Here is a 26,406-nt window from a genome sequence, read left to right on the forward strand (position 1 = left end):
GGCTTTTTTGTAATAACGTCAATCTTTGCAGATATTAGTTAAAACCACTTTGAACCAAAGTGAAAATGAACTGTTGCAATTCAGGTGACATGGCAAAGAATGCATATTTAGATACTGCAATTACTGGATCTGGGTAGACACCGATCACAAGTACCGCAAGCGCAGCAAGAAGTACCATGATACCGCCCACTTTTTGACCCCAATGATTCACCGCATCTAGACGTGGTGTTTCAGGTGGTGTCATGTAAAGCACAACCATCACACGTAGGTAGTAGTACAAACCGATACCAGAACCCAAGATAACCATCGCAGTCAGGAACCAGGCTTCGCCTGCAACCGCAGTTTTAATTACCAGGAACTTACCGATAAAGCCGGCAGTTAAAGGAATACCTGCAAGAGACAGCATCATCACTGTCAATACAGCAGTTAATACTGGACGGCGCCAGAACAAACCACGGTATTCAGCCAGACTACCCGCTTCATCCGTATTGTTATACGGACTAGACATCAGCGTAACAACACCGAACGCACCGATCGTGGTTAATACATAAGTCATCACGTAGACGTTTACACTTTCAAAAGTCGCGAAACCTTGAACTTGTAAGAAATCCGTATTACGTGAACTTACGATGGCAACCAGCAAATAACCAAAGTGTGCAATTGAAGAGTATGCCAAGATACGTTTCAAGTTCACTTGGCGAACCGCCAGCAAGTTACCTGCAAGGATAGACAGAACCGCAATAATTGAGATGATCGTGACGAAGCTGTCTGCCAGAATTAGACCCGAAGACAACGCATAACGAACAAACAGACCAATCATGGCTACTTTCGCAACAGTCGCAAGGAAAGTCGCGATTGGCGCTGGTGCACCAGCATATACGTCTGGTGTCCATTTGTGGAATGGTGCCAGCGATAATTTAAATGCTACTGCAAATACAATTAATGCCAGACCAATCACGACAGCCGGTTGACTGAATACAGTAAACAGTTTGCCTGGTTCAGCCACGAAACTTAAAGTACCTGTATATGCATAAATATATGCCATACCCATGAGCAGCATTGCTGACGCAGTTGCTGAAAGCACCAGATATTTCACACCCGCTTCAAGCGATTGAGAACGTTGATGTGTATATGCCAACAAGCCATATACAGGAATCGACATCAACTCAAGGCTGATAAAGAATGATGCATAGTGTGAGCTAGCCACCATTAGCATGGCACCCGCAACGGATGTCAGCATCAGGATATATAACTCTTCACGGTTATCTTTATAGGTTTCGATATACGCGTGAGATAGCGTTGCACATGCAAGTGCAGCAATCAGGATCACAAACTGGTACAGCATCGTAAATGGATCTACGATGAACAGATTCATCACGTTGGCAGGTGCAAACACGCCTGCCAACAAAACGAAAATGATATAGAACGCAGCAAGGTTTAAACCAATCACCGTGGTGGTAGCCACCAAGTTATGGTTACGCTTGATTGCGGTCAGCAACATCACGACGATCGCAGTTAACGACACGATCATCACAGGTGCTAGAGGCATAAGCTCAGAAAAAGACATTGTGAAGTTCATGGCTTATTGGATCTCCACATTTTCAAGTTGAGTCGTTACTTGATCAGCAACTTCAACCACTTCTTGAACTGGAATGTAGCTATTCGCTAACCACGCCATGCTTGAGTTAGAAACGTCAAGGAAGCTTTGTGGATATAGACCAAGCCAAAGTAGACCAAACGCACAGATCAACAATAATGCGATTTCACGTGCATTTAGATCTTTTAATGGATTTGTATAGTGCTGCTGTTGTGCTTCATTTGGTACACCAAACAGGGCTTTGTGAATCAGGATCAAACCGTACAAACCCGCAAATACCAAGCTGATTGCCGCAAGAATGGTAAACGCCGGAAATTTCGCATAAGCACCCATCAGGATCAGGAACTCACCAATGAAGTTACCTAGACCTGGAATACCAACCAACGCCGCAACGAAGAACATCAGGAAGAATGCAAGATACGGGAATTGACCACGCATACCACCCATCAAACGCATATCACGCGTATGCACACGCTCATATACCTGACCACACATAATGAACAGTGCAGCAGATGAAATACCATGTGCCAACATCATGATCATCAGACCTTGGAAGGTCAGGATGTTACCTGCGTAGATCGCAAGTAAAACGAAGCCCATGTGTGAAATAGAGGTATAAGCCAACAGGCGTTTCATGTCGGTTTGCTGGAAAGCACACCAAGCACCGTAGAAAATACCGATTAAACCAAGAATGATTGCGAAGTCTGCAAACTGTGCAGACGCTGCCGGGAAGAACGGAATCACGAAACGTAATAAACCGTACGCCGCAGTCTTAATCAAGATACCTGCAAGATCGACAGAACCCGCTGTTGGTGCTTGCGCATGCGCATCTGGTAACCAGCCGTGTAATGGGAAAACTGGAAGTTTTACCGCAAAACCGATGAATAAACAGATCATGAATGCATAAGCCACCGCTGGCGCCTGAGCGTCAAGCGTATTCGCCACACCTAATAGATAGTTGTAGTCGAAACGGATTTCGCCAGTCATAGTATAGCCCACAGTCACCAGACCAAGGATACCAATCAGCATCACCAAACCGGCAACCTGCGTGTAAATGAAGAACTTGTTAGCTGCATAAACACGTGACTTGCCCTCTGCCCCTTTATGACCCCAAAGGGCAATCAGGAAGTAGATCGGCACCAGCATCATCTCCCAGAAGAAGAAGAACAGGAATAAGTCAATCGCCAGAAACACACCGATGACACCACCTAAAGACCATAAAAGGTTCAAGTGGAAGAAACCAACGTTCTTTTGAATCTCGCCCCATGAACAGCCTACTGCCAATACACCCAGGAGTGCAGTCAAGCCAACCATAAGAAGTGATAAACCATCCACTGCTAAGTGAATGTTAATGCCCAGGGTTTGAATCCAAGGCAATTTGAATTCGGCAGCCCACGAAGGTGTAGCACCGCCTAATTCATAGTTGTAAGTACCAGTCTGCCAAAGGACTATGGTCAAGACCAAGGTCACCAGCATACCGATCAGCGCGATATAACGCGGCAAGTGTTGGTCGAGTTTATCGACCAACCAGCATATGAAACCTGCAATGAACGGAATGAGGATCAGAGCCGGCAAAATAATATTGTTTGGAGCTTCCATTTTATTTCCCCACGACCTGAATCACGATCAAGATCATCAGTAGGACAACGACACCGAGCCCCATACTAGATGCATATTCACGCAGTGAACCGGTTTGACGTGAACTTGTAAAGCTGTGACCACCTTTAACAAGTGCAGGAAGTACCAGCCATAGGCCATCAATTGGATCACGACCAAAGATCTTCGCGAACATTAAATATGGCTTCACGAAAATGAGGTCATACAGCGTATCGAAACCTAATGCATTACGGCAGATGTTGACCAGGCCAGCACCTACAGAAGTGGCTGCAAAACGTTTGACTGCATTGTAAGCAAAAGCGAACAGTACGACACCCACTGCAAGACCTGTCAAAGCAACAGCAATTGCGATGTATTCAGCACCATGTGCACCTGCTTCAAGCGCTTCAGGAATAATGAAGGCTGGAATTTGTGCAGCATCCAGAATGCTCATTACCGGTGCTTTTAGGACGATCGCCAGACCTGTTGAAAGTACAGCAAGAATTGCCAGTGGCGCCCAGTAAGTTGCACCTTGGATTTCATGATAAGGTGTGTTTTCTTTGCCAAAGAATACAACCCAAATTAAACGGAATGTATAAATAGAGGTTAAGAATGCACCTGCAACACCGACCCAGTACAGCGTGTTATACACTGGTAAACCAGCAATATGACTTTGCGTCCAGACTGCAGCAAGAATCGCATCTTTTGAGAAGAAACCAATCGTCAGGAATGGAATCGCTGCCAATGCACCGCCACCAATCGCGAAACATGCAAACAGGAATTTGTTCTTGTAGAACAGACCGCCCATCTTGAAGATGTTTTGTTCGTGATGGTAAGCCAGAATCACCGCACCAGACGACAAGAACAATAATGCCTTGAAGAATGCGTGAGTCAGCATATGGAACAGACCTGCTTGGTATGCTTCAGCACCTACCGCCATAAACATATAACCGAGCTGACTCATAGTTGAGTAAGCCAGAATACGTTTGATGTCGGTTTGAACCAGTGCAGCAAAACCAGCCACAAGCAAAGTCACCGCACCTGTGATCGAAATAAATACCATCACTTCTGGCGCAAGTTCAAAGACTGCGAACAGACGGCAGCACAGGTAAACACCCGCTGTTACCATCGTTGCAGCATGGATCAATGCAGAAACAGGTGTCGGACCTGCCATCGCATCGGCTAACCATGTTTGCAGTGGAATCTGTGCAGATTTACCTGCCGCACCCAAGAATAAGAGCAATGCTGTCCAGATGGTCAGAGATGAACTTTGCATCATTACAGTCGCCGCATTTTCGACGATGTACTGAATGTTCAAGGTACCGAATTGCTGGAAGATCAGGAACATGGCAATCAGCAGGAATACGTCACCAATACGGGTCACAGTAAATGCCTTGATTGCCGCCAGACCGTTTGCCGGGTTCTGGTAGTAATAACCGATCAACAGGTATGAACACAGACCTACGCCTTCCCAACCCAGGAATAACAACGCCAGGTTGTCACCCAATACCAGCAATAACATGCTGGCAACGAACAGGTTGAAGTAAGAGAAGAAACGTGCAAAGTCTTCTTCACCGCGCATATACCATGATGCAAAGATGTGAATTAAGAAACCCACACCAGTGACCATGCCCAGCATCAATAAAGACAAGCCATCCAGCTGCAAGCTGATGCCCGGAGCAAAACTGCCAACACTGAACCAAGTCCAAAGATGTTGTACTACTGCAGTTGAACCATTGTTAACAAAGTCCATACCTGCAATCAGTGCGAACAGTGCAGATAAACCGACTGCACCCACACCAATCATCGCTGCAACAGATTCCGGAAGCTTGTTGCGCCCCGCCGCTAACAGGACAAAACCAATGAGCGGAAATAAAATTGTTAGATATAAATAACTCATCCGCGCATCTCACTAGCAGCATCCACATCCAGGTGATGGAAGCGATGATAGAACTGAAGGACGATCGCAAGACCAATACAAGCCTCTGCCGCAGCAAGCGTCAGGATCAGGATAAACATGATCTGACCATCTGGCTGTGCCCATGCACTGCCCGCCAGGACGAACGCTAAAGCAGCAGCGTTCATCATGATTTCAAGGCTCATTAAAATAAATAGTAGGTTGCGTCGCACCATTACACCGTAAAAACCCAGTGCAAAGAGAATAGATGCAACGATCAAACCATGCTCTAAAGGGATGTTGCCCATTATTCTTTTTCCTCTTCTGCATCTGGTTCACGTTTACCCAAATGGAATGCAGCTACTAATGCAGCAAGCAATAACATCGCGGCAACTTCAACCAACAACAAGTATTGCGTAAAGAGTGCTTGACCCACTGCTTTCGGGCCTACCATTTCTGTACCCATTACCAGTGAAGCTTGTGTGTAATCAGAGTTTAATACCCATACCAGCACCAAACCGATCAGGAAGCTCATCAACGCCGGATAAGCCCAAGCCGATGAAGTCAACCATTTGCGTTCTTGTTCAACGGTCTGCTCACCCAAGTTCAGCATCATCACCACGAACACGAACAACACCATGATCGCACCCGCATAAACAATTACTTCCAGCGCACCAGCGAATGGCGCACCGACGATCAGGAACATGCCTGCGACTGCAAGCAATGACACGATCAGACTTAATAAAGCATGTACCGGATTCGCGTTAGTCACCACGCGAACCGTAGAGACAATGGCCACGAGGGCCATTAAATAAAATGGCCACATCATGGTAATAGACTCCGTACATCAACAGGTGCACTTTCACGCTGTGCTTGACCTTTGTCCTTGCCTGCAACTGCCATACCGGTTACACGGTAGAAGTTATAGTCAGGATATTTACCAGGACCAGAAATTAGCAGGTGTTCTTTTTCATAGACCAGGTCCTGACGAACATATTCGCCAAGCTCGAAGTCCGGGGTCATCTGAATCGCAGTGGTTGGACACGCTTCTTCACACATACCGCAGAAAATACAACGCGAGAAGTTGATACGGAAAAATTCCGGATACCAACGACCATCTTCACGTTCTGCTTTTTGTAGTGAAATACAGCCTACCGGACAGGCAACCGCACACAAGTTACATGCCACACAGCGTTCTTCGCCATCAGGGTCGCGCGTCAATACGATACGACCACGGAAGCGTGGTGGCACGATTTCTTCGGCCGGCACTTCCGGATATAAAATGGTGTCACGTTTACGTGTTGCGTGGCTGAACACCATCCACAACGAACGAACGATTGACCCGAATCCAGCTAGAAATTTAAACATTTTGTTCTCCCTGCTGTCTTAGGCCTGATTCATCAGAATCACAGCACCAGTTACCAAAAGGTTAACCAACGCCAATGGCAAGCAAATTTTCCAACCAAAGTTCATCACCTGGTCATAACGTGGACGCATTAATGAACCACGCGCCAGTACAAACATCATTACAAAGAATGCTGTTTTGATAATGAACCAGAATGCTGCTGGAAGGAACGGAATATCAAGGTTGAATGGCGCAAGCCAGCCACCAAAGAATAAAGTCACGATCAATGCAGAGATCAGTACCACGTTGACGTATTCCGCAACGAAGAACATCCCCCACTTCATACCGCCGTATTCAACATGGTAACCTTCTGCCAATTCCTGTTCTGCTTCTGGTTGGTCAAATGGGTGACGATGCGTTACCGCAACACCTGCAACCACAAAGATCAGGAAGCCAAGGAACTGAGGAATCACAAACCAGACATCTTTTTGCGCTTCAACGATTTCACGCATGTTGAATGAACCGGCAATTGCCACTACACCCATCAACGAGATACCCAAGAACACCTCATAAGAAATGGTTTGAGCTGCAGAACGTAAACCGCCCAGTAAGGCATATTTATTGTTTGATGACCAGCCACCGAACAGGACTGCATAAACTGCAATACCGGCCATTGCCATAAAGAACAACAGGCCGATGTTCATGTCTGCTACACCTAAATAAGGTGATACAGGAATAACCATGAACGACAGCACCGCAGTTGCCATCGCAACTGCTGGAGCCATACGGAAAGTCAATTTGTCAGCAAACTTAGGTGTCCAGTCTTCCTTGAACATGATTTTCAGCATGTCGGCAACAATCTGGAAAATACCACCCGGACCAACACGGTTCGGACCGTAACGGTCTTGCCACAAGCCGAGTAAACGACGTTCAATAAAAGACATCAACGCAGCGATCAGCACTACAACCAGCAAGATCACAATCGCTTGAATGACTGAATAGGCAATTGGCCAGTTTTCAGCCCACAGCGGCGTTTGACGGATTAATTCTTGTTCCATGAATTACACTCCTACCGCGACTGAAACAGGCTCTGCAAGAGATACCATCGGTGCCAGACCGATTGGGTAGCCAATATAACCTGTCGGTAAATATTCAATCACTTGAACTGGAAGAACGATTGACGTCTCACCTGCTTTCACCGTGATTGTCTGACCATCTTGAACATTCAGGCGTGCTGCATCCTGCTCACCCACTGCAAATACCGCTTCAGGAATACGTGTTTCCATCGCTGGTGTTTTTACCGTGAACTCACCTGAACCAAAGATGTGGTGCATCGGTACCAGACGGAAGCTTTCCGCATTGACCAGAACAGGTGCCGGTGCAACGAATGTACGTGCCGGACGTTTTGCCAAACGGTCGAATAAACGAACGCCTGAATCACCACCTTTCAGTGAACCACCTACAGTTTCCTGGAACTTGTTCCAAGCTTGTGGCGAGTTCCAGCCTGCAGACCATGCAAATGGAACCAGTGGCGATGGAGTCTGGTCTCCGACATAACCTTCCATCGAGAACGTTAATGCAGAATCAATATCTGTTGGCTGTTTTGGCTCATGTACAGACAATGGCGAACGCATTGAAGTACGACCTGAGTAACGACGTGGTTCACGTGCCACTTTCAAGCCATGAACACGGAAGCCCGCATCAGGTGCAACATCCAGAATGCCTTCAAGCGCAGGAACGTTTTTCGCCACTGACTCGATCACATCATCCAGTAAAGTCCAAGAAATCGCTTTGCCTTTTACGCCTGTTTCCAGAGCGTGTAACCAGCGCCAAGACTCCTTGATCGCCAATTCAGGATTGTAGTAGCTTGGGTCATACACTTGGTAGAAACGTTGTGCACGGCCTTCTTGAGAAACGACAGTACCATCACCTTCAGCAAACGATGCAGCAGAAAGCACGATGTCGGCTTTTTTCACTGTTTCAGTTTCAGAGTGATCCAGTACGATCACATCTTTACCTGCAAGTGCAGCATCGACCTGTGCAGCAGGAAGACGACGGTAAAGGTCATTTTCAACCACAATTACAGTATCGTAATCTTGTGCAAATGCTTGCTCTAGGCTTTGACCACCAAAGATCGCCATACCCATCGAGTTCACTTCAGGAACCGTCAAGGTCAGACCTGCATTACCCAGATTCTGTGCAACTTGTGCAGCAGCTTCCATAATGGCAGGATCTTGCAAGCTTGTGCCCGAGATAATCAGTGGTTTCTTCGCAGCTTTTAAAGTGTCCGCAATGGTTTGTGCAAATGCTTTGGCATCGTCATCTAAACCAAGAATCGTTTCACCCGCAACTGCTGCAGCAACTGCAAAACCTAAACGCGCGATATCGTTTGGAGAAGCAACCACTTCGCCTTCAGCAACGTCAGACAAACGGGTTTGTGTTGCAGCCAGGATGTAAATCGGAGATTTCGCATCTTGGGCAATACGTTGTACCGGTTCAGCCAACCATTCTTGCGTACGGCGCTCTGCCGCCATCTCTTTGCCTTTATTTTTCGCAGCTTGGCGAACAGATAAAGCCATACGAGGCGCAGTTTGCGTTAAGTCTTCACCTAAGATCAGAACTGCATCATAGCTTTCAATTTCACGCATGTTCGGGTTGTAAACACCCTCGGTTTGCATGATTGAAGCTGCAAGTTCAACCAGGTTTTGCTCTTTTTGAGACAGACCGGTTGAGAAGTTCTCTTGACCAACCAGCTCACGAAGCGCGAAGTTAGATTCAAGTGATGCACGCGGTGAACCGATACCCAAAACTTTTTTGTCCTGGATATTTGCAATTACCGTATCAAGTGCTGTATCCACTGAAACAGTTTCAACAGTTGCACCTTTACGGAATTGTGGTTGACGCGGACGGTCTTCACGGTTGACATAACCCGTACCAAAACGGCCTTTGTCGCACAGGAAGTATTGGTTCACTTCACCGTTAAAACGGTTTTCTACGCGGCGAAGTTCGCCATAACGCTCACCCGGAGATATGTTACAACCTGAAGAACAGCCTTGGCATACGCTTGGCGCATACTGCATGTCCCACTTACGGTTATAACGTGCCGAATGGGTTTTATCGGTGAATACACCTGTTGGACATACTTCAGTCAGGTTACCCGAGAATTCAGATTCTAGAGTGCCTGATTCAGGACGGCCGAAATAGACACGTGATGCGTTGGCATACACGCCGAAGTCCGTACCACCTGCATAGTCTTTGTAATAACGCACACAACGGTAACACGCGATACAACGGTTCATTTCGTGGGAAATGAATGAGCCTAGCTCCTGGTTGTAATGGGTACGTTTGGTGAAACGGTAGCGACGACGGTCATGCTGCGTCATCACCGTCATATCTTGTAAATGACAGTGACCACCTTCTTCACAGACTGGACAGTCGTGCGGGTGGTTGGTCATCAAGAATTCAACAATCGAAGCACGGAAATCTTTTGCTTCTTTGTCTTCAATCGAGATGTAGGTATTGTCAGCAGCAGGCGTCATACATGACATGACCAAACGACCACGGGTATCTTCCGGATTCGCGTATTGAGTCACGGCACATTGACGGCAAGAACCGACAGAACCTAAGGACGGATGCCAACAAAAGTATGGGATATCAATGCCAAGACTCAAACATGCTTGTAGCAAGTTTTCCGAGCCGTTGACTTCATACGATTTGCCATCGACATGAATTGTAGCCATAGTCGAATTCCTTAAGCTTGTTCTACGGAGCTAACTTGAGCTGCGGCATTGACTACCTTCGCTTCAAATTCGCCACGGAAATGTTTGAGTGCGCCCATTAACGGTTCCATTGCACCCGGTGCGTGGGCACAGAAAGTCTTACCGATCCAAAGCTTACGCGTCAGTTCTTGTAAGTGATCGATATCTTCCTGTTTACCTGTGCCATTTTCCAGCGCTTTTAACGCTTTCACAGCCCAAGGCAAGCCATCACGGCAAGGTGTACAGAAACCACATGATTCGCGTGCAAAGAATTCTTCAAGGTTACGCGTTGCTGAAACCATACATTGAGTTTCATCAACCACCATCAATAAACAAGTCCCTAGACGAGAACCTGCTTTCATGATGCTTTCCGCATCCATCGGAAGATCGATATGTTCAGCCGCCAGGAAGTCAGTTGATGCACCACCCGGTAACCAAGCTTTCAGTTTCAAGCCGTCACGCATACCACCCGCATGATCTTCAATCACTTCACGCGCTGTAGTACCGAATGGAAGCTCCCAAAGACCAGGAAATTTCACCTTGCCTGAAGCACCATAAATTTTGGTGCCTGGATCTTTCGATTTACCCGCAGATAAGCCGATATACCATTCAGGGCCACGCAGCATGATTGCTGGCAAGTTGTTGTAGGTCTCTACGTTGTTGACAATGGTAGGACGTCCCCAAGCACCTGCAACCTGCGGGAATGGCGGTTTGGTACGCGGGTTGGCACGGCGACCTTCAAGCGAGTTAATCAATGCAGTTTCTTCACCACAGATATAACGGCCTGCACCGGTATGCACGTGCAACTCGAAGTTCCAGCCAGTACCCAGGATGTTGTCACCCAGGTAGCCTTTGGCACGAACTTGCTCTAAAGCTTCATTGAGATATTTTGCAGCTTCGATGTACTCGCCACGGATAAAGATATAACCATGGGTTGCTTCCAGCGTATAGCCTGCAATCAGCATGCCTTCGATCAACTGATGCGGAAGGTCTTCCATCAACAGACGGTCTTTGAACGTACCTGGTTCCATCTCATCGGCATTACAAATCAGGTAACGTGGACCTGAGTTGTCATTTGGTGCCATAAGCGACCACTTGATGCCTGCCGGGAAGCCTGCACCACCACGACCTTTTACCGTCGCTGCCTTAACCACGTCTAATACATCTTTAGGCGGCATCGACAGGGCTTTTTTAAAGCCTGCATAGCCTTCCAGCGCTTCGTAATCATCTGCATTACGAACATTGGCCTGCTTGCTTAAACGCCAAGTCAATGGATGCGTTTCCGGGTTACCGTCGCCATAAATTGGTTTTGGTTCAGTATTCATACATACTTCTCCAACAGCTGTTTCACCGAAGTCACTTCAACCAGACCATGCGTGTCTTCATCAATCATTAAGGTTGGACCTTTGTCACAGTTGCCCAGGCAGCAAATTGGCAGCAGGGTAAAACGACCATCTGCAGTCGTTTGACCAAACTGAATGCCCAATTCACGCTGGAATGCTTCTGCCAGAGTTTCCGCACCCATCAGGAAGCAGGCAATCGAATCACATAACAAAATCACGTGACGACCGACCGGCTGACGGTAAATACGGTTATAGAAGGTTGCAACGCCTTCCAGGTCTGCAACACTCATGCTCAGCATTTGTGCGATGGCATTCATTTGCGCATCATCTACCCAGCCATTACGGCGTTGTACACACTTCAGCGCATCCAGACACGCTGCACGTGGGTACGGATAATGACCCATGTGATGTTCGATATCGTGAATTTCGTCCGCAGTCAAAATTCCTTCAACATTCACACGTGGCTTTTTATCAGTCAAAATCATCATAATGCGTTTACCCCTTAGCGATCCACGTCAGCCATTACGACGTCAATGGTCGCTAAATAAATGATTAAATCCGACATTAAGCTGCCGTTAATCACAGAAGGCATTTGCTGTAAATGCGTGAAGGTTGGTGTACGAATACGGGTACGGTAACTCATGGTCGACTTGTCTGAAGTCAAGTAGTAGTTCGATGCACCTTTCACCACTTCCGCCATCACAGATGCTTCACCCGCCGGCATTACAGGACCCCAAGATACGCTCAGGAAGTGCGTAATCAAAGTTTCAATATCTTGTAATGTCTTGTCTTTTGGTGGTGGAACAGCCAGTGGATGGTCTGCCTTATAGGCACCAGACGGCATGTTGTCTAGACACTGCTTGACAATTTTCAGTGATTCTTCGATTTCACGGAAATGCACCATGACACGTGCATAAGCATCGCCTTCGTACTCTAAAGGAACCTCGAAGTCGTAGTTTTCGTAACCGCTGTACGGACGATATTTACGCACATCAAAATCAATACCTGTGGCACGCAGACCTGTACCCGTCACACCCCATGCCAATGCAGATTTCGCATCATATTGCGCGACACCTTGAGTACGACCCATGAATACCGAGTTGCGTAAAGCAGCCGTGTAGTATTCATTCATACGTTTCGGCATCCATTCAAGGATTTCGCGAATCAGGTGCTGCCAGTTGTTTGGCAGGTCGTGCGCAGTACCACCGATACGGAACCAAGCCGGGTGCATACGGTAACCGGTGATCGCTTCGATCGCGTCATAGATTTTTTGACGGTCAGCGAACATATAGAATACAGGCGTCATACCGCCGGCATCCTGAATCGCAGTACCGATAAACAGCAAGTGGTTATTGATTCGGAACAGTTCCGACATCATCACGCGGATACATTGCGCACGGTCCGGCACAGTAATACCAGCCATTTGCTCCACGCCCATCACATAAGGCATGTTTTGCGCACAACCACCCAAGTAGTCGACACGGTCGGTATACGGAATGAATGAATGCCAGGTCTGACGTTCAGCCATCTTTTCCACACCACGGTGGTGATAGCCGATATCAGGCACACAGTCTTTCACTTCTTCACCGTCCAGCTGCAAGATCACACGGAATGCACCGTGCGCAGATGGATGGTTAGGACCCAAGTTCAGGAACATGAAGTCTTCATCGGCATTACCGCGCTTCATACCCCAATCTTCAGGTACGAAACGAAGATGTTCCTGTTCGTAGTCCTGCTTGGCCTTGTCTTGCAAATACGGCGTATATTCGGTCGCACGTGCAGAATATTCTTTACGGAGCGGATGACCTTCCCAATAGGTCGGTAACAAGATCCGACGGAGCATTGGATGCCCTTCGAAATTGATCCCGAACATATCGTAAGCTTCACGTTCGTACCAGTTGGCATTTGGCCAGATGTTGGTTGCAGTCGGAAGATTCAGATCACTTTCAGCTAAAGCAACTTTAATACGAATGTCAGTATTACGCTCGAGCGACAACAGGTGATAGAACACTGTGAAGTCAGACGCAGGTAAACCGTCGCGGTGGGTACGTAGACGCTCATCTACCGCAGACAGGTCGAACAACATCACGTAAGGACGTGACACTGTACGCAAGAACATTAAAACGTCTTGTACACGTGCGCGCTCAACCCAGACTGTCGGGAAATCCTCGAAAGTCGTTTGCACATAGAAGTTCTCACCAAATTTGGTTTTGAGTTCTTCAATGATCGCAAATGCTGGGCGTGAATCAACTGGAGTTGATTCTGGCATAGCAATGTCAGTTTCAGCCATTGGCTTGGCTTCCTATTTAATACAAATTCAGTCAACCTAAACGACAATTACACCCATAGCGGGTGCAGCAAAAAAGACCAGTCGTTTAAATTATTTAATTTCATCCATCGAGCGCAAGTTCTTCACAGCAACACGCTGATCTTTCTTACGGTCACGTTCCGGCATCATCTTTGGCTTATACACTGGCTTAAGATCATCACCGATCACCGCAGAAAGCGGACGACGCTCGAGTTGAATCTGGTCTTGCAACAGCATTAATGCCTGAATCAAAGCTTCAGGACGTGGTGGACAGCCTGGAATATACACATCGACAGGAATGATTTTATCCACACCCTGTACCACTGAATAAATGTCGTACATACCACCTGAGTTGGCACATGCACCCATGGAAATGACCCATTTCGGTTCAAGCATCTGTTCATACAGACGTTGAATTACTGGTGCCATTTTTACAAAGCAGGTACCCGCCACAATCATTAAATCTGCCTGACGCGGTGAAGCACGAATAACCTCGGCACCAAAACGCGACAAGTCATGCACGCCGGTTAAGGTCGTCGCATATTCCACATAACAACATGATGTACCGAAGTTAAACGGCCAAACTGAGTTTTTACGACCCCAGTTGACTGCTGTATGTACCACATCCTCTAAACGAGTCATGAATACATTTTTATTCACTTCTTCTTCTAGTAACGGATCTTCTACAAGGATACGTTCTTGAAGTGGATATTGATCAGCATCCGGATTCGCACGGGTTAATGTATATTTCATCCCGTCTTACTCCTTATCAGATGATTTAGCCGGTGAGCTTTTCACACGACCAGAGGATTGAGCTGGGATTTGACCTGTAGGGTCGATTACCAATTCTTCAATTGAGTTAAAGCGCGTAATTTCTGCTAGATCCATATTTGGCGAACCAATCTTAGCTTTAATTCCTGCGGCCTTACGTCTGTCTGAAGGTGCCCAATTGAGTGCGCCTGTGGATAATTCGTAAACCAAACCAACAAGTAAAACTAAAATAAAGATAGCTGCAGCTGCAAAACCAATCCAACCTACTTCACGAACAGAAACCGCCCATGCATATAGATAAAGTGCTTCTAAATCAAACACCACGAAGAAAATTGCAACTAAATAGAATTTTGCAGACAAGCGGATACGAGCACCACCTGCACCAACAACACCTGACTCAAACTGCTCCTGCTTGGCACGGCCCCATGATTTACCCCCAAGGAGTAACGGGACGGTCAGCATAAAGACGCATAAAAATGTAACGCCGATCACGAAGGCAATAATTGCCCATTCGTATGGAGTAATAGCACTCATGCGGGGATAACTCCTGGCAGGCCTATTTGTTAACAAAGAATGTATGTATTGGCCTTCAAATACACCAAACACAAAATTAATCCCGCCAATTGTACCTGATTTTGGATTTCACTTGCTAGTTTATAAGCCTTAGTCTTTGGGATGATTTTTTAGACATTTCAGCATTTAATTTGACTTTAATCATTCAGAATTCGTTTTAATCGTTTTCCTAAATTAAATTTTAATTATCTATTAATTTTTTTATAAATAGCGCTACCAGAAAATAGGCTGATCGATAAGTTGCTTTTCTCGCCCACCCATTTAGATATAGTCCTTTTCACTATTGAATCCAAGTTAAATCGGATAAAAACTTATTTTAACAACTATTTTTTCTTTCAAACTATTTGATTTAACTTGATATTTAATGTGATTTTTTACATTTAACTGCTGATTTACCCCCTACAGCCACTTGCTAATCTTAGATTGGCAATTGTGTCTTTTTGCAACATGCTCAACGGACTGATTCAGAATATGTTATTTCTATTTCTAAACCACATCATGACATTAATAAAGTAACAATAAGGAGTCCTTGCATGTCTCTACGCTTTTCCCATAAGCCGAATTATTTTTTATTTGCTCAATTACTGGTTCGACATATAGAAAATTACATCCAGAAAAATCCCAGTATAAGCCAGGCCGCTTTTGACTTACGTGACATCCACGCACTTTTTCAAGAGGATCACGCTTCCTCCAGCATCAATCTGGATGGTATTATGAATATCGCTGACGAATATAAAGTCGAAACCTTATCAGGCGACCAGAAACTGATTCAGCGCTATAACGTCGATGCGAAAAATACCAAACTGTTGATCGACTTTAATCCTGAAGCGCTACAAAGCTTAAAAGAGGGTAAATCACTCATTGAACCTGATGCGACCATTCAGGAATAAAATTTCTCCCAATAAAAAAACGATGCCGATGCATCGTTTTTTATGACTAAAATCATTCACACAATATCAAGCTAAATGATCACTTGCTTCCTCAGGCTTTTTTTCTAGCATCTTGCGCTTACTCTTCTTGACATAACGTTGTGCTGGCCAGGTCATGGTAAAACGCGCGCCACCCAGGGTCGGACTTTGATCAACCTGAATCGTGCCACCAAACCAGTACGCAATCCGGCTGACAATCGACAAACCTAAACCATAACCACCCGAAGCACGGGTACGACTATCATCCAGTCGGGCAAAGGCTTCAAAAATTCGGGCACGATCTATTTCCGGAATCCCCGGCCCGTCATCTTCAACGCAAACATAGGCCTGACCATCTTGGTCCAGACCACCGCTAATCAAGATTTTATGATCACAATAACGGATGGCATTCCCCACCAGATTCTGAATCACACGATGCAGATAGCGACGCTCCGCCTCTACCGTGACTGCAACAGGCATTGGATGTAATTCAATGATTTTTTGGGTTTTCAGCGCCTCAGTTTCTTGTGCCACCTGATTCAGTACGTCATACAGATCAATCTGCTCAAACTCAATCGACGGCATGCCCTGTTCCAGTTTGGCATAGGTCATGATCTCGTCAATCAAGGTATTCAGCGCTTCAATATCTTTATCAATCTGTTCGACCTGTTGCAGGCGATAATCGTAGTCATCTTCATCGGCCATCATTTCTACGCCAAAGCGAATCCGCGCTACTGGCGTACGCAATTCATGCGAAACGGCACGCATCAGCTCGCGCTGCGCTTCAATCAGGCGCTGGATATGATCTGACATGTTGTTAAAGCTGGATGCCAGCGTTGCCATCTCGTCACTCCCCTCTACAGGAAGACGCAATGACATATTACCGGTTTTCATTTTATTCAAAGCATAGCTGACTTCACGCAACTTGCGCTGCATCGGCACCAGCAGGCCATAAACCCCGAGACTCAATACAAACAGGCTTAACAAGGTAATACCGGTCGCCAACTGGAATGGCATCCAGTTGAACAGTGGCACTGGCCCCATCACCAATACTTGAGAAGTGGAACCTGGAATCGGAGAAATAATTGAAATCGTGGTACCACGAATCGAGGCACTGTCACGGTATAAAATAATGCTGTGATCCAGACGCAGTCGCCCGATCTGCTCGGAGTCCAAAGGCAGGTTCTGGACATTTTCGATAGAAACCGGATAGGAGAAATGATCCTGAATACGGGCAAGATATTCTTTTTCCTGACCTGGATAATAGACCAGATAGTCCAGAATAAACACAGGTAAGGCTTTCATCTGCCGTTCAGTAATACTGTCGGCTTTAATATAAAGATAATGATTCGGGTCATCACGCAGCCCGACCACAATATAGGCAATATCAGATTCAGCATCCCAACGCACCACAGCCTTACGATTGGCGATACGGCGTCCTTCAGCCCGGGTAATATCGACCTTGCTGGCTTCTACATAATGGATGGGCAATTCTAGCAAATCGGAGGCATCAGAAACCCAGTCCATTTTTTGCTGGAGATTGGGCTGGCGTGCCACCCCTTCACTGATGATATACGCCATACCATCAGTCAGGGATTCGCGATATTCTTGCGCACGCTGATAGTTGATAATCTGTACCAACAGGTAGCCGAACACCGCCACCAATACCACAAGGATGACGAGTCCGGCGTATATACGCAAAAATATACTGTGCTTAAACACCTATAATTTATCCTGTTTGTTCAAGCAAAAACTACATCTGCTTAAAGACCATTGGTTTCTTTAACGAAGAGATAACCTTTACTACGTACTGTTTTAATACGCTTCGGGTTTTCTGGATCGTCACCAATTTTTGGACGGATACGCGAAATACGGACATCGATTGAACGGTCTTGTCCGTCATATTCGATGCCACGTAAACGCTCGAAAATATCTTCACGAGAAAGAATACGGCCGGCATTTGAAGCCAATAACCACAGTAGGTCATATTCTGCACTGGTAAAATCGACCAGATCCCCATTTAAGGTCACTGAACGGCCACCATTATCGATCACCAGATCATCAAACTCGATACGCTGCGCGACTTCATCTTCAGGCACCTTGTCAGTACGACGCAGCAATGCACGGATACGCGCCAGCAATACACGTGGCTGTACCGGTTTAGCAACATAGTCATCTGCACCCATTTCCAGACCCAGAACCTGATCCATGTCTTCGGTACGTGCAGTCAGCATCAAAATCGGTTGATGATAATGTGGACGCACTTCACGACAAATAGTCAAGCCATCAGCACCAGGCAACATTACATCCAGAACCACCATATCTGGTTGCTCGGCAATAATCCGACGAATGGCACGATTACCATCCGGTTCTACCCCGACCTCAAGTCCGTTACGAATGAGGTATTCTTGCGTTAAACGAGCAAGACGCTCGTCATCTTCAACAATTAAAATCTTGGGTAACTTTTCTTCTTGGCTCATGTATTGCCCCTTATTTGGTGGATCTACGCTATAGGCGTATCCTTTTGAAATCCAATAGATACGTTTTTAATATGCTTGCAATATACACACGTTTACATTGTAAACAAGATAGCGTTCACCAAACTGATACATCAAAATAGCATTTTGTAATATTTTATCGGGCACTTTTTGGCCAGTCCTGCTTGAAACAGGGGTTTAGATCTGATTTGCACTTTACACAACTCTCACATGGACAAAATATGACTGCTTGATTCAGCAGTTTTTAGTTATCCACAGTGTTATCTATAAGCACTTTCTTTGGACTTTGTTATGCTATGCCTTGCCTGATAAGGCTTATACAAAAATCAATAAAAATAGCGATATTTTTACAAGGATTAAAGCAGAACTTAAGAAAAATATTTAGCTAAATGTCAATATTGATCTACCCTAAATTTTCCCGTATCTTGTGTTCAATTAATTTTAAAACCACTAGGTCTTGTGTTTATTCCTCAAATACTGTGGCATAAAATTTGCCCAGTTCAAACGGTCCATAAACATAAAAATAGATGACAATGGAGCTATGCTAAATGAGCGTAATCACTTCAACTCCTGGTCAACTTCAGGTGATTAAACGCACCGGTGATGTTGCCGCTTTTGATGCAGAAAAAATTTCTGTCGCAATTGGTAAAGCGTTTTTGGCGGTTGAAGGCCAACAAAGCGCTGACTCGAGCCGGATCCATGATCGTATCGAACAGCTGACGGAAATGGTATTAAATACCTTTAAACGTCGTTTACCATCTGGCGGAACGATTCATATTGAAGAAATTCAAGACCAAGTTGAACTTGCGCTAATGCGTACGGGCGAACAGAAAGTTGCGCGCTCTTATGTCATTTACCGTGAACAACGTTCTGAAGCACGTAAACAGCTGGGTGCACATCATCATCCGACGCTGCAAGTTACCGATGCTGAAGGCAAACTTAAGCCACTTGATTTAAGTGCCTTGACTGCGCAGGTGAATAAAGCAGCAGAAGGACTGGAAGGTATTGATGTACAGGCCATTGTCGATGAGACCGTGAAAAACTTGTACAACGGGGTAAAAGAGTCGGACATCTCAACTACGATGATGATGGCGACCCGTACCCGTATCGAACAAGAGCCTAACTATACTTATGTCACTGCACGTTTATTGCGTGATGACCTTGTAGCGACTGGTTTAAAGTTCCTCGGCTTGTCTACAGAGACCAATGAAGGCGATGCGCTCGAAACTTACCTGAAAAAAGGGATTGAGCTTGAGCTGCTTTCTCCAGAATTGTTGAACTTTGACCTGGCGAAACTGGCTGCTGCGATTCAACCGGAACGTTCTAACCAGTTTACTTACCTGGGTCTGCAAACCTTATTTGACCGTTACTTCATCCATTCAGATGGTGTGCGTTTCGAACTTCCGCAATTGTTCTTTATGCGTGTTTCTATGGGCTTGTCGCTCAATGAAGAAAACCGTGAAGACCGCGCGATTGAGTTCTATAACTTATTGTCTAGCTTCGATTACATGGCTTCGACGCCTACCCTGTTTAACTCAGGTACGTTACGTCCACAGTTGTCTAGCTGCTACTTAACAACCATTGATGATGATCTGTATGACATTTATGGCGCGATGCGTGATAACGCAATGCTGTCTAAATGGGCAGGTGGTTTAGGTAACGACTGGACACCAGTTCGTGCCTTGAACTCCTACATCAAAGGAACTAACGGTAAGTCGCAAGGTGTAGTTCCGTTCCTGAAAGTAGCGAACGATACTGCTGTTGCGGTTAACCAAGGTGGTAAGCGTAAAGGTGCAGTTTGTGCATACTTAGAAACCTGGCACCTGGACATCGAAGAATTTCTTGAACTGCGTAAGAACACCGGTGATGACCGTCGTCGTACCCATGACATGAACACTGCGAACTGGGTTCCTGACCTGTTCATGCAACGTGTATTCGAAGATGCAGAATGGACTTTATTCACGCCTTCTGAAACGCCCGATCTGCATGATTTGACTGGTGCTGCATTCGCTGAGCGTTATGCACACTACGAAGCGATTGCCAAAGAAACAAACATGTTGCACAAGAAAATCCGTGCAAAAGATTTGTGGCGCAAAATGCTGTCGATGCTGTTTGAAACAGGTCACCCGTGGATCACATTCAAAGACGTATGTAATCTGCGTTCACCACAGCAACACGTAGGCGTGGTTCACTCTTCTAACCTGTGTACAGAAATCACGCTGAACACCAGCAAAGAAGAAATCGCAGTATGTAACCTGGGTTCAATCAACCTGGTACAACACGTTCAAGGTGGTGTTCTTGATCGCGAAAAACTGGCGCGTACAGTTAAAACAGCCGTTCGTATGCTCGACAACGTGATCGACATCAACTACTACGCTGTTCCGCAAGCGCGCAACTCGAACCTGAAACACCGTCCAGTGGGTATGGGTATCATGGGCTTCCAGGATGCACTATACGAAATGAACCTGGCGTATGGTTCTGATGCTGCGGTTGAGTTTGCTGATGAATCGATGGAAGTGATTTCTTACTACGCGATTTCAACATCGAGTGATTTGGCTGTTGAACGTGGTACATACGAAACATTCAAGGGTTCATTGTGGGATCAAGGTATTCTGCCAATCGACTCGCTTGATCTGGTTGCGAAAACTCGTCCAGAACGCATGTTCGAAGTAGACCGCACTCAACGTCTGGACTGGGATACTTTACGTGCCAAAGTTCAAAAAGACGGTATGCGTAACTCGAACGTGATGGCGATTGCACCGACTGCAACGATTTCAAACATCTGTGGCGTATCTCAATCAATTGAGCCAACGTTCCAGAACTTGTATGTGAAATCCAACCTGTCTGGCGAATTCACCGTGATTAACCCATACCTGGTACGTGCGTTGAAAGAACGTGGTCTTTGGGATGCCGTGATGGTCAATGACCTGAAACACTTCGAAGGTTCTGTTCAGAAGATTTCTCGTATTCCTGAAGAGCTTAAAGCCATCTTCGCGACTGCGTTTGAGGTTGAAACTCGCTGGATCGTAGATGCTGCATCACGTCGTCAAAAATGGATCGACCAAGCACAATCTCTTAACCTTTACATCGCTGGTGCAAACGGTAAGAAACTGGACATCACTTACAAGATGGCCTGGTTACGTGGTCTGAAAACCACTTATTACCTACGTGCATTGGGTGCGACTTCTGCTGAGAAATCTACAATTAACACTGGCGCATTGAACGCAGTTAAACCTGCAACTGTTGCGGCTCCTGTTGTAGCAGCAGCTCCTGTCGTTGAAGCGCAAAAACCTGAAGCTCCTGCAGAGGAAGAAGGTTTTGCTCAAGCGGCTCCAGTGCCAATGGCATGTTCAATTGACAACCCTGATTGTGAAGCTTGCCAATAATGGAACTTCACAAATGGCAGAATTATCTAACTTGATTTATGCGTTTTCTGCACTAATTTCCTCGATTGCGTTTTTAGTGTTGATGTTAAAAATTAAAATAGTGTAATTAAGTTATGCCCCATAAGGGGCATAACCTCTGCCATTAAATTATAAAAAGGAAAAATACCATGCCTCCAATGACTCACAATTACATGTTAGGACTTGCGGCATTGCTGATTTCCTTTGGTATTACCTTTTATTTACCAATTGCTTACTTCTGGTTCAAAGTTCGCCAGCAGCGTAAGCAAAATAAGTAGTGGGGATTATTGCTCCTGTATAAAACTAGAGCATTCATCGACAAAACTTAATTTTGCTTACACAAATTAAGCGTATAGTAAGACATCTCAGCCAAGCTGAATGTCTCATAAAAGATATAAAGCAACGTAGAGAGAATTGATATGTCTATCCTAAGTTGGGACGATTTCGAAGATGATTCGCAAAAACCGGCTGCACCTGAACAGCAGCCTGCGCCCGTCGAGCCGCAAAAAGCGACTAATTCACAGATGGTATCTGATGCAGGCAACGCATCGCCGGATGTGGCAGCTGCACAACCCCTTAGAGCCACTCAAAACCGAGGATCAAATCCAACCGATTCGCTGGCAAGAGCATCTGCTTCCCTAGAGCAGCTTGATGTTGCACCGGGTCTGGAAGAGCTTGAAATGGGTGCGCAGCGTGTGCAAGTTGATGATAAAGCTATGATCAACTGTCGTGCAGACTTGAACCAGCTTGTTCCATTCAAATACGAATGGGCTTGGCAGAAGTATCTGGACGGATGTGCAAACCACTGGATGCCGCAAGAAGTCAACATGAACCACGACATCGCGTTGTGGAAGTCTGAAAATGGCTTGACTGAAGATGAACGTACCATCGTCATGCGTTCACTCGGTTTCTTCTCGACTGCCGATTCACTGGTTGCAAACAACTTGGTACTGGCGATTTATCGTCACATTACCAACCCTGAATGCCGTCAATACATCTTGCGTCAGGCGTTTGAAGAAGCAATTCATACGCACGCTTATCAGTACTGTATCGAGTCGCTAGGCATGGATGAAGGCGAAGTCTTCAACATGTACCGCGAAGTACCGTCAGTGGCACGTAAAGCGGCATGGGGCCTGAAATATACTCAGTCTTTAAGTGATCCTACTTTCAAAACCGGTACACCTGAAAACGACCAGATTCTGCTTCGCAACCTGATCGCGTTCTACTGTGTACTTGAAGGTATCTTCTTCTACTGCGGTTTCAGCCAGATCCTGTCTATGGGCCGTCGTAACAAGATGAATGGTGTTGCCGAGCAGTTCCAGTACATCCTGCGTGATGAGTCAATGCACCTGAACTTCGGTATCGATATGATCAACCAGATCAAGATCGAAAATCCGGGTCTATGGACGACTGAATTCCAGGAAGAAATCATCCAGATGATTCTTGAAGGTACGATGCTGGAAATCGAATACGCACGTGACACGATGCCACGCGGTGTACTCGGCATGAATGCTGGCATGATGGAAGAATACCTGAAGTTCATTGCTAACCGTCGTCTGGCGCAGTTAGGCTTGCCTGAGCAATTTGCTGGTGTGAACAACCCGTTCCAGTGGATGTCAGAGATGATGGACTTGCGTAAAGAGAAGAATTTCTTCGAGACGCGTGTAACAGATTACCAAACTGGTGGTGCGTTAAGCTGGTAAGGTTTTTTTAGACGTAAAACGACACATAGAATGTCATTTGCGACACATTTATGTCACTCGTTAGAGTAAAAGAAAATAGAGCCACTTGGCTCTATTTTTTTATTATTCAAATTTTAACTATTTTATGATTTTCCCAAATAAAAATACTCTTATGGAGATAGTTACCATCTTTAAAGTATTGATGAATATCGTCCTTCCCTTGAGAGTAACCTTCATACTGCTGATTACGCTCCCCCCATAATATCCAAATGAAGGTTTGATTTGTATCATCCAGATAGTTTTCAAAAAGATCTTTTCTTAGATAGGATACAGAACCTTTTAGATTATTGGTTGTCGAGGAAAGCGTTCTGAATACTGAAGCTAATCCCTTATCATCATATAAATCAGGTTCACCATTTTGATACCTTAGATTCATGCTTTGACAAATTTCAGGATTTGGAAAATCTGAACCGTACCGGGTTTATCGGAGACTTTTTTATTTAAGTTAGGCCACCTGACCTAACGGATTAATCTTATCATAGTACATTGCTTCAAACTCAAAAGGCGATACATAACCCAGTGCACTGTGTACACGCTTTTTGTTGAACCAATCTACCCAATTTAATGTCGCAAGTTGTACATCTGCTAAACCTTGCCAATCTGCTTTTAAATATTCAATCACCTCTGTTTTGTATAAGCCATTCACCGTTTCAGCCAAAGCATTATCGTATGAATCACCCGTTGTACCGACTGATGCTCGTAAATTTGCTGCTTCTAAACGATTGGTATAGCGAATAGAAAGATATTGAACACCTCTATCTGAATGATGAATTACATTCTTTGGCATGCCTCGATCGTGCAATGCTTGCTCCAATGCATCGAGCACCATATCTGTATTCATCCGTGTAGATACTTTCCATCCAACAATTGCTCGTGAGAACACATCAATAATAAATGCGGTGTAGACCCAGCCAGAATTGGTTTGAATATACGTAAAGTCACTGACCCATAATTGGTCAGGTCGATCAGCACTAAAATTCCGTTTCACTAAATCATCTGCTCGTTTTTGATCATCTCGGCTGCGGGTAGTTTGTTTGTTCTTACCACGCCAAACACCTTGTATATCTAGCTTTTGCATCAATCGAGCAACTGTACAACGTGCAATAACATAGCCTTCACGTTTCAATTTTTGCCAAACTTTACGTACACCATATCGACCTAAACTTTCTTTCCAAATACGTTTGATTTGCTCTGCATGATGTAAATCATGCAGAGCACGTTTCGCTCGATGTTCTGGGTTATCAACGAGATCTAAAGCCCGATAATAGGTCGAAGCTGCTATCGGTAAAATTCTACAAATCGCTTCAACACCATATCGATCTTTATTGTTATGGATAAAATCCACCATTATTTGTGTGGGCGGTCGAGCTCCGCCTGGGCGAAAAAAGCGGCTGCTTTACGTAGAATCTCATTGGCGCGTTGCAGTTCTTTATTTTCGCGTTCGAGTTGTTTGATACGTTCTTGGTCTGAAAGCTGCTGTACTTTAACTGGATTTTGTTTATCTAAATATTTTTGATACCAAACACGTAGTGTTTCAGGAGTACAACCGATTTTAGGAGCAATAGCGGTGATCGCAGCCCAATTCGATGGATAATCTTTTTCAGATTCAATCAATAATTGAACCGCTCTTTCTCTGATTTCAGGGGTATATTTTAATTTTGTCATCGGGATAGTCTCTCAGAATATTGACTCTCCGACAAACCCGGTACGGTTCACTTACGGACTTGATAAAGCTGTGAAGTAACTTTTCTAAGTTGATGACCGTATTTATCAAGTAAAGGTTTTAGAATATGTTGATAAGCTAAAGTATTCCCTTTGCTCCAATCACTTACGTAAGATTGACTGACTCGGCACATGTTAGCAATTTCTCTTTGCTTCATACCGTCAGCCAATGCAATTTTAATCAATTGCTTTGTTAGTTTGAATGTAAATGGCTATCTTCCCAATCAAAAGCAGATTGAATTGCCTTATGGAGCCTAGATAAAGTAGCTGCCGATGAAATTTGAATAGTTCTCCAGATTTCAGGATCACTACCTAGCAGACTAATTTTTAATTGAAAAACTTCATCAGAAGATTTGAGCTTTACAGTTCCCATAACAGCCTAGTTCTCAAAAAATAGTTTTAGTAAATCTAAAATTAACATAATACACGTTATACGAATTCCCAAGGCATGGCTTTTAGTCATGCTTTTTTTATCAAAAGAGTATAGCTGAATGATAGCAAGCCAAATCGCATACAATATCTATCATTAGACTTAATGCAATAATTAAATGATGTTGTTATCATTAATCTAATAGAATTAATATTAAATGATAGAAATGAATACACGTATTTATCTACGAGCTTCAACTAAAGATCAAGATGCAAAAAGGGCTTTGCAGATTCTTCAGGATCTAAACCAAAACTTGAATTTGGGTGAAACCATTGTGTACGTGGAAAACTATAGTGGTACGAAGTTAGACCGACCTGAATTGAATAAGCTGCTGTCAGAAGCAAATCAAGGTGACACCTTGTTAGTTGAAAGTATTGACCGATTATCACGCCTAACCCAACGAGATTTTCAAGAGCTGAAGCGCAGGATCCAGGAGAAGGGACTTCGTTTAGTCGTAGCGGATCTTCCTACTACCTACCAAATGATTCAAACCAGTGACAGCATTACTCATTCA

At 45.1% G+C, this 26,406-nt stretch carries 22 protein-coding genes, 1 pseudogene and 1 other annotated feature; of the genes and pseudogenes, 5 read left to right on the forward strand and 18 right to left on the reverse strand.

Annotated elements, in window-relative coordinates; all coding sequences use genetic code 11:
- Positions 1–34 precede the first annotated feature (34 nt).
- The 13 genes from nuoN to ndhC form a co-directional block, all read right to left on the reverse strand.
- Complete coding sequence (nuoN, locus tag WFH18_RS08360; protein WP_005265972.1) at positions 35–1,579, reverse strand: NADH-quinone oxidoreductase subunit NuoN; 1,545 nt, start codon at positions 1,577–1,579, stop codon at positions 35–37.
- A gap of 3 nt (positions 1,580–1,582) precedes the next feature.
- Positions 1,583–3,196, reverse strand: coding sequence for an NADH-quinone oxidoreductase subunit M (gene nuoM, locus WFH18_RS08365; protein WP_004280767.1), 1,614 nt, complete (start codon positions 3,194–3,196; stop codon positions 1,583–1,585).
- Position 3,197: 1 nt separating this feature from the next.
- Positions 3,198–5,093, reverse strand: coding sequence for an NADH-quinone oxidoreductase subunit L (gene nuoL / locus WFH18_RS08370; protein ID WP_005265973.1), 1,896 nt, complete (start codon positions 5,091–5,093; stop codon positions 3,198–3,200).
- On the reverse strand, positions 5,090–5,398 hold the full coding sequence (gene nuoK / locus WFH18_RS08375) for an NADH-quinone oxidoreductase subunit NuoK (protein WP_004280769.1): 309 nt from the start codon (positions 5,396–5,398) through the stop codon (positions 5,090–5,092). Before nuoK ends, nuoL begins: the two co-directional genes overlap by 4 nt.
- The gene (nuoJ, locus tag WFH18_RS08380; RefSeq protein WP_171054322.1) at positions 5,398–5,916 is read right to left on the reverse strand and encodes an NADH-quinone oxidoreductase subunit J; all 519 of its coding nucleotides are present in this window, start codon (positions 5,914–5,916) and stop codon (positions 5,398–5,400) included. Before nuoJ ends, nuoK begins: the two co-directional genes overlap by 1 nt.
- Positions 5,916–6,458 carry an NADH-quinone oxidoreductase subunit NuoI gene (gene nuoI / locus WFH18_RS08385; protein ID WP_004280771.1) on the reverse strand — a complete coding sequence of 181 codons (543 nt, stop codon included), beginning with the start codon at positions 6,456–6,458 and terminating at the stop codon, positions 5,916–5,918. Before nuoI ends, nuoJ begins: the two co-directional genes overlap by 1 nt.
- Before the next feature lie 18 nt (positions 6,459–6,476).
- A complete protein-coding gene (nuoH, locus tag WFH18_RS08390; RefSeq protein WP_153566937.1) occupies positions 6,477–7,493 on the reverse strand; it encodes an NADH-quinone oxidoreductase subunit NuoH in 1,017 nt (338 codons plus the stop codon).
- A gap of 3 nt (positions 7,494–7,496) precedes the next feature.
- A complete protein-coding gene (gene nuoG / locus WFH18_RS08395) occupies positions 7,497–10,175 on the reverse strand; it encodes an NADH-quinone oxidoreductase subunit NuoG (protein ID WP_005265975.1) in 2,679 nt (892 codons plus the stop codon).
- Between the two features lie 11 nt (positions 10,176–10,186).
- A complete protein-coding gene (nuoF, locus tag WFH18_RS08400) occupies positions 10,187–11,518 on the reverse strand; it encodes an NADH-quinone oxidoreductase subunit NuoF (protein ID WP_085064451.1) in 1,332 nt (443 codons plus the stop codon).
- On the reverse strand, positions 11,515–12,024 hold the full coding sequence (nuoE, locus tag WFH18_RS08405; protein WP_004280775.1) for an NADH-quinone oxidoreductase subunit NuoE: 510 nt from the start codon (positions 12,022–12,024) through the stop codon (positions 11,515–11,517). The genes nuoF and nuoE overlap by 4 nt, the downstream gene beginning before the upstream one ends.
- Before the next feature lie 14 nt (positions 12,025–12,038).
- Complete coding sequence (gene nuoC / locus WFH18_RS08410) at positions 12,039–13,826, reverse strand: NADH-quinone oxidoreductase subunit C/D (protein WP_005265977.1); 1,788 nt, start codon at positions 13,824–13,826, stop codon at positions 12,039–12,041.
- A 90-nt stretch (positions 13,827–13,916) separates the two neighbouring features.
- Entirely contained in the window at positions 13,917–14,597 is a 681-nt protein-coding gene (locus tag WFH18_RS08415; RefSeq protein WP_005265978.1) for a NuoB/complex I 20 kDa subunit family protein, read from the reverse strand.
- A gap of 6 nt (positions 14,598–14,603) precedes the next feature.
- Positions 14,604–15,149, reverse strand: coding sequence for an NADH-quinone oxidoreductase subunit A (ndhC, locus tag WFH18_RS08420; RefSeq protein WP_005265979.1), 546 nt, complete (start codon positions 15,147–15,149; stop codon positions 14,604–14,606).
- 572 nt (positions 15,150–15,721) lie between these two features.
- Here ndhC and WFH18_RS08425 point away from each other — a divergent pair.
- Positions 15,722–16,078, forward strand: coding sequence for a hypothetical protein (locus WFH18_RS08425; protein WP_005104082.1), 357 nt, complete (start codon positions 15,722–15,724; stop codon positions 16,076–16,078).
- 66 nt (positions 16,079–16,144) lie between these two features.
- Here WFH18_RS08425 and bfmS read toward each other — a convergent pair whose 3' ends face one another.
- The gene (bfmS, locus tag WFH18_RS08430; protein ID WP_336754736.1) at positions 16,145–17,818 is read right to left on the reverse strand and encodes a sensor histidine kinase BfmS; all 1,674 of its coding nucleotides are present in this window, start codon (positions 17,816–17,818) and stop codon (positions 16,145–16,147) included.
- A gap of 41 nt (positions 17,819–17,859) precedes the next feature.
- The gene (gene bfmR, locus WFH18_RS08435) at positions 17,860–18,576 is read right to left on the reverse strand and encodes a response regulator transcription factor BfmR (RefSeq protein ID WP_004280782.1); all 717 of its coding nucleotides are present in this window, start codon (positions 18,574–18,576) and stop codon (positions 17,860–17,862) included.
- A 566-nt stretch (positions 18,577–19,142) separates the two neighbouring features.
- Here bfmR and WFH18_RS08440 point away from each other — a divergent pair.
- The 3 genes from WFH18_RS08440 to WFH18_RS08450 all read left to right on the forward strand — a co-directional run bounded on the left by WFH18_RS08440 (position 19,143) and on the right by WFH18_RS08450 (position 23,701).
- Entirely contained in the window at positions 19,143–21,980 is a 2,838-nt protein-coding gene (locus tag WFH18_RS08440) for a ribonucleoside-diphosphate reductase subunit alpha (protein ID WP_005265982.1), read from the forward strand.
- Between the two features lie 167 nt (positions 21,981–22,147).
- Complete coding sequence (locus WFH18_RS08445) at positions 22,148–22,276, forward strand: hypothetical protein (protein WP_005106195.1); 129 nt, start codon at positions 22,148–22,150, stop codon at positions 22,274–22,276.
- 141 nt (positions 22,277–22,417) lie between these two features.
- Positions 22,418–23,701 (forward strand): ribonucleotide-diphosphate reductase subunit beta, encoded by a 1,284-nt coding sequence (locus WFH18_RS08450; protein WP_004645882.1) that lies wholly within the window; start codon positions 22,418–22,420, stop codon positions 23,699–23,701.
- Between the two features lie 106 nt (positions 23,702–23,807).
- Here WFH18_RS08450 and WFH18_RS08455 read toward each other — a convergent pair whose 3' ends face one another.
- The 3 genes and pseudogenes from WFH18_RS08455 to WFH18_RS08465 all read right to left on the reverse strand — a co-directional run.
- Entirely contained in the window at positions 23,808–24,116 is a 309-nt protein-coding gene (locus WFH18_RS08455) for a hypothetical protein (RefSeq protein ID WP_039902328.1), read from the reverse strand.
- Between the two features lie 69 nt (positions 24,117–24,185).
- Positions 24,186–25,405, reverse strand: a protein-coding gene (locus tag WFH18_RS08460) for an IS3 family transposase (RefSeq protein WP_125316793.1) whose coding sequence is annotated in 2 segments (ribosomal slippage) — positions 24,186–25,129 and positions 25,129–25,405 — 1,221 coding nt in all. Because the reading frame shifts where the segments join, the coding sequence is not laid out codon by codon here.
- Positions 25,014–25,130 (reverse strand) — a sequence feature (AL1L pseudoknot). It overlaps the preceding gene by 117 nt.
- A gap of 259 nt (positions 25,406–25,664) precedes the next feature.
- A pseudogene (locus WFH18_RS08465) lies at positions 25,665–25,835 on the reverse strand (IS1096 element passenger TnpR family protein); the annotation flags it as partial.
- Between the two features lie 214 nt (positions 25,836–26,049).
- On the opposite strand from WFH18_RS08465, the gene WFH18_RS08470 reads away from it, so the two are divergent.
- Positions 26,050–26,406 (forward strand): recombinase family protein (locus WFH18_RS08470; protein WP_336754737.1); only part of this gene is annotated, 357 nt, incomplete at its 3' end.

Origin of the sequence: Acinetobacter sp. USHLN143 (assembly GCF_037145695.1) — a bacterium.
Taxonomy (GTDB): domain Bacteria; phylum Pseudomonadota; class Gammaproteobacteria; order Pseudomonadales; family Moraxellaceae; genus Acinetobacter; species Acinetobacter fasciculus.

What these genes read in the sequence shown, in the direction of transcription:
- WFH18_RS08450 (WP_004645882.1), top strand. Translation starts at nt 22,418, where the DNA reads ATGTCTATCCTAAGTTGGGACGATTTCGAAGATGATTCGCAAAAACCG.
- nuoM (WP_004280767.1), bottom strand. Translation starts at nt 3,196, where the DNA reads ATGGAAGCTCCAAACAATATTATTTTGCCGGCTCTGATCCTCATTCCG.
- bfmR (WP_004280782.1), bottom strand. Translation starts at nt 18,576, where the DNA reads ATGAGCCAAGAAGAAAAGTTACCCAAGATTTTAATTGTTGAAGATGAC.
- nuoJ (WP_171054322.1), bottom strand. Translation starts at nt 5,916, where the DNA reads ATGTGGCCATTTTATTTAATGGCCCTCGTGGCCATTGTCTCTACGGTT.
- nuoL (WP_005265973.1), bottom strand. Translation starts at nt 5,093, where the DNA reads ATGAGTTATTTATATCTAACAATTTTATTTCCGCTCATTGGTTTTGTC.
- nuoC (WP_005265977.1), bottom strand. Translation starts at nt 13,826, where the DNA reads ATGGCTGAAACTGACATTGCTATGCCAGAATCAACTCCAGTTGATTCA.
- nuoG (WP_005265975.1), bottom strand. Translation starts at nt 10,175, where the DNA reads ATGGCTACAATTCATGTCGATGGCAAATCGTATGAAGTCAACGGCTCG.
- nuoN (WP_005265972.1), bottom strand. Translation starts at nt 1,579, where the DNA reads ATGAACTTCACAATGTCTTTTTCTGAGCTTATGCCTCTAGCACCTGTG.
- nuoE (WP_004280775.1), bottom strand. Translation starts at nt 12,024, where the DNA reads ATGATGATTTTGACTGATAAAAAGCCACGTGTGAATGTTGAAGGAATT.
- WFH18_RS08425 (WP_005104082.1), top strand. Translation starts at nt 15,722, where the DNA reads ATGTCTCTACGCTTTTCCCATAAGCCGAATTATTTTTTATTTGCTCAA.
- WFH18_RS08415 (WP_005265978.1), bottom strand. Translation starts at nt 14,597, where the DNA reads ATGAAATATACATTAACCCGTGCGAATCCGGATGCTGATCAATATCCA.
- nuoF (WP_085064451.1), bottom strand. Translation starts at nt 11,518, where the DNA reads ATGAATACTGAACCAAAACCAATTTATGGCGACGGTAACCCGGAAACG.
- nuoI (WP_004280771.1), bottom strand. Translation starts at nt 6,458, where the DNA reads ATGTTTAAATTTCTAGCTGGATTCGGGTCAATCGTTCGTTCGTTGTGG.
- ndhC (WP_005265979.1), bottom strand. Translation starts at nt 15,149, where the DNA reads ATGAGTGCTATTACTCCATACGAATGGGCAATTATTGCCTTCGTGATC.
- WFH18_RS08455 (WP_039902328.1), bottom strand. Translation starts at nt 24,116, where the DNA reads ATGAATCTAAGGTATCAAAATGGTGAACCTGATTTATATGATGATAAG.
- WFH18_RS08440 (WP_005265982.1), top strand. Translation starts at nt 19,143, where the DNA reads ATGAGCGTAATCACTTCAACTCCTGGTCAACTTCAGGTGATTAAACGC.
- nuoH (WP_153566937.1), bottom strand. Translation starts at nt 7,493, where the DNA reads ATGGAACAAGAATTAATCCGTCAAACGCCGCTGTGGGCTGAAAACTGG.
- WFH18_RS08445 (WP_005106195.1), top strand. Translation starts at nt 22,148, where the DNA reads ATGCCTCCAATGACTCACAATTACATGTTAGGACTTGCGGCATTGCTG.
- nuoK (WP_004280769.1), bottom strand. Translation starts at nt 5,398, where the DNA reads ATGGGCAACATCCCTTTAGAGCATGGTTTGATCGTTGCATCTATTCTC.